Source organism: Lacimonas salitolerans, assembly GCF_042677865.1.
GTDB lineage: Bacteria > Pseudomonadota > Alphaproteobacteria > Rhodobacterales > Rhodobacteraceae > Lutimaribacter > Lutimaribacter salitolerans.
Window position 1 is genome coordinate 2,501 of record NZ_JBHUDD010000121.1, and the last position, 3,585, is coordinate 6,085.

At 54.0% G+C, this 3,585-nt stretch carries 1 tRNA gene and 2 rRNA genes; all 3 read left to right on the forward strand.

Annotation, left to right across the window (positions count from 1 at the left end):
• Window positions 1-350 precede the first annotated feature (350 nt).
• The 3 genes from ACFTOW_RS14055 (at window position 351) to ACFTOW_RS14065 (ending at window position 3,583) form a co-directional block, all read left to right on the forward strand.
• Window positions 351-3,218 (forward strand): 23S ribosomal RNA (locus ACFTOW_RS14055).
• 121 nt (window positions 3,219-3,339) lie between these two features.
• Window positions 3,340-3,454: ribosomal RNA gene (gene rrf / locus ACFTOW_RS14060) — 5S ribosomal RNA — on the forward strand.
• 52 nt (window positions 3,455-3,506) lie between these two features.
• Window positions 3,507-3,583, forward strand: a tRNA-Met gene (locus tag ACFTOW_RS14065).
• Window positions 3,584-3,585: the final 2 nt, after the last annotated feature.

The following is a 3,585-nucleotide window of genomic DNA, read 5'->3' on the forward strand; positions in this document are numbered from 1 at the left end:
TCGCCTGACTGTTTGCCCGTCCAATCGGACGTCGCTTCGCAAGAAGCTTTGACATCGTTTAGAGAGAAATCAACAACTTGCTTGGTTGCCTGGAGTAACAGGTGACCTGAGGCGCGCAAGCGCCGGAAAAAGAGCAACGTTGTCCAAGTCAAGTACACTAACCAAGACCGGTCCGCACGGATCGGTCATGTTCCTGCCGTACAGCGGCAGGAGCGGGATAGTTTGCTTTTGATCGGAAAGCGCGAGCTTGAGATTTCCATTGTCCGCGGGTTGCGGCGGGGCGTGAAAGCGTCCTCAAGCAGCCCTCCGGGCGGTAGGACAATCACTCAAGTCTTTCTCTTTCTGGATCAAATCAAGCGCGAGAAGGGCGTTTGGTGAATGCCTTGGCAGCAAGAGGCGATGAAGGACGTGATACTCTGCGATAAGCCATGGGGAGCCGAGAATAGGCTTTGATCCATGGATCTCCGAATGGGGCAACCCACCTGATTGTTTGATATAATTGCACTCCGGTGCAGCCTATATCAGGCAAAACCAGGTACTTCCTACCTGAATACATAGGGTTGGAAGAGCAAACCCGGGGAACTGAAACATCTAAGTACCCGGAGGAAAGGAAATCAATTGATACTCCCCTAGTAGCGGCGAGCGAACGGGGACCAGCCGAGCCTTGATTGTGAATAGAATGGTCTGGAAAGGCCAACCATAGTGGGTGACAGTCCCGTATATGAAGCATGACAGGACGTATTAAGTAGGGCGGGACACGTGAAATCCTGTCTGAAGATCGGGGGACCACCCTCGAAGGCTAAGTACTCCTTGCTGACCGATAGTGAACCAGTACCGTGAGGGAAAGGTGAAAAGCACCCCGACGAGGGGAGTGAAACAGTACCTGAAACCGAACGCCTACAATCAGTCGGAGCCCCCTTGCGGGGTGACGGCGTACCTTTTGTATAATGGGTCATCGACTTGGTCTCACGAGCAAGCTTAAGCCGATAGGTGTAGGCGCAGCGAAAGCGAGTCTTAATAGGGCGCATGAGTTCGTGGGATCAGACCCGAAACCGAGTGATCTAGGCATGGCCAGGTTGAAGGTTGGGTAACACCAACTGGAGGACCGAACCCACATCCGTTGAAAAGGATCGGGATGAGCTGTGCCTAGGGGTGAAAGGCCAATCAAACTCGGAGATAGCTGGTTCTCTGCGAAATCTATTTAGGTAGAGCGTCATCCGAATACCCCGGGGGGTAGAGCACTGGATGGGTAATGGGGCCCCACAGGCTTACTGATCCTAACCAAACTCCGAATACCCGGGAGTACTAGATGGCAGACACACGGCGGATGCTAACGTCCGTCGTGGAGAGGGAAACAACCCTGACCCTCAGCTAAGGCCCCCAATTCATGGCTAAGTGGGAAAGCAGGTGGGACGACCAAAACAACCAGGAGGTTGGCTTAGAAGCAGCCATCCTTTAAAGATAGCGTAACAGCTCACTGGTCTAAACAAGTTGTCCTGCGGCGAAGATGTAACGGGGCTCAAGCCATGAGCCGAAGCTAGGGATGCACATAGTGCATGGTAGCAGAGCGTAGTGTGACATAGGACTTGTCCTCTTCTATCGCCTCGATGCGACAGCGCGGTCAAACGCGCTCAAGCAGCGAAGCGGTAGCGCAGGATACAGTCTTTTCTGTGAAGCCGGCGTGTGAGCGATCCGGTGGAGAGATCACTAGCGAGAATGATGACATGAGTAGCGACAAAGGGAGTGAGAGACTCCCTCGCCGAAAGTCCAAGGGTTCCTGCTTAAAGCTAATCTGAGCAGGGTAAGCCGGCCCCTAAGTCGAGGCAGAAATGCGTAGACGATGGGAATCAGGTTAATATTCCTGAGCCAGGAGGATGTGACGGATCTCGAAGATTGTTCCCACTTATCGGATTGTGGGGGCCGTTCAGAGGTTCCTGGAAATAGCCCTCCATCAGACCGTACCCTAAACCGACACAGGTGGACTGGTAGAGAATACCAAGGCGCTTGAGAGAACGATGTTGAAGGAACTCGGCAAAATACCTCCGTAAGTTCGCGAGAAGGAGGCCCGGTTCCTAGGCAACTAGGGGCTGGGGGCACAAACCAGGGGGTGGCGACTGTTTACTAAAAACACAGGACTCTGCGAAGTCGCAAGACGACGTATAGGGTCTGACGCCTGCCCGGTGCCGGAAGGTTAAAAGGAGAGGTGAAAGCTTTGAATTGAAGCCCCGGTAAACGGCGGCCGTAACTATAACGGTCCTAAGGTAGCGAAATTCCTTGTCGGGTAAGTTCCGACCTGCACGAATGGCGTAACGACTTCCCCGCTGTCTCCAACATCGACTCAGCGAAATTGAATTGCCTGTCAAGATGCAGGCTCCCCGCGGTTAGACGGAAAGACCCCGTGCACCTTTACTACAGCTTCACACTGGCATCAGGCCATGCATGTGCAGGATAGGTGGTAGGCTTCGAAGCAGGGACGCCAGTTCCTGTGGAGCCTCCCTTGAGATACCACCCTTGCATCGCTTGATGTCTAACCGCGGACCGTTATCCGGTTCCGGGACCCTGTGTGGCGGGTAGTTTGACTGGGGCGGTCGCCTCCTAAAGAGTAACGGAGGCGCGCGAAGGTTGGCTCAGAGCGGTCGGAAATCGCTCGTTGAGTGCAATGGCAGAAGCCAGCCTGACTGCGAGACTGACAAGTCGAGCAGAGACGAAAGTCGGCCATAGTGATCCGGTGGTCCCAAGTGGGAGGGCCATCGCTCAACGGATAAAAGGTACGCCGGGGATAACAGGCTGATACTGCCCAAGAGTCCATATCGACGGCAGTGTTTGGCACCTCGATGTCGGCTCATCTCATCCTGGGGCTGGAGCAGGTCCCAAGGGTACGGCTGTTCGCCGTTTAAAGAGGTACGTGAGCTGGGTTTAGAACGTCGTGAGACAGTTCGGTCCCTATCTGCCGTGGGTGTAGGATACTTGAGAGGAGTTGCCCCTAGTACGAGAGGACCGGGGTGAACGATCCACTGGTGGACCTGTTATCGCGCCAGCGGTAGTGCAGGGTAGCTATGATCGGAAAGGATAACCGCTGAAGGCATCTAAGCGGGAAGCCCCCCTCAAAACAAGGTATCCCCGAGGGCCGTGGAAGACCACCACGTCGATAGGCCGGAGATGTAAGCGCAGCAATGCGTTCAGTTGACCGGTACTAATGGCCCGATAGGCTTGATTTGATCCAGTAACAGAAAGACTGAAAACAAATCAAAGCAAACACATCCCTACAATACTCGGACAACGGTTGTTGATATCTCTCGGCGTGCCAAAACACACCGAGAGAACGAGGTTTTTCCTCGGTTTGGTGGTCATAGCACGAGCAAAACACCCGATCCCATCCCGAACTCGGCAGTTAAGTGCCGTCGCGCCAATGGTACTGCGTCTCAAGACGTGGGAGAGTAGGTCACCGCCAAACCTAGAAAAAACCTCAATAAACTCTCAAATACGATACTTACCAAACAAAACACCGCGGGGTGGAGCAGCCCGGTAGCTCGTCAGGCTCATAACCTGAAGGTCGTAGGTTCAAATCCTACCCCCGCAACCAAA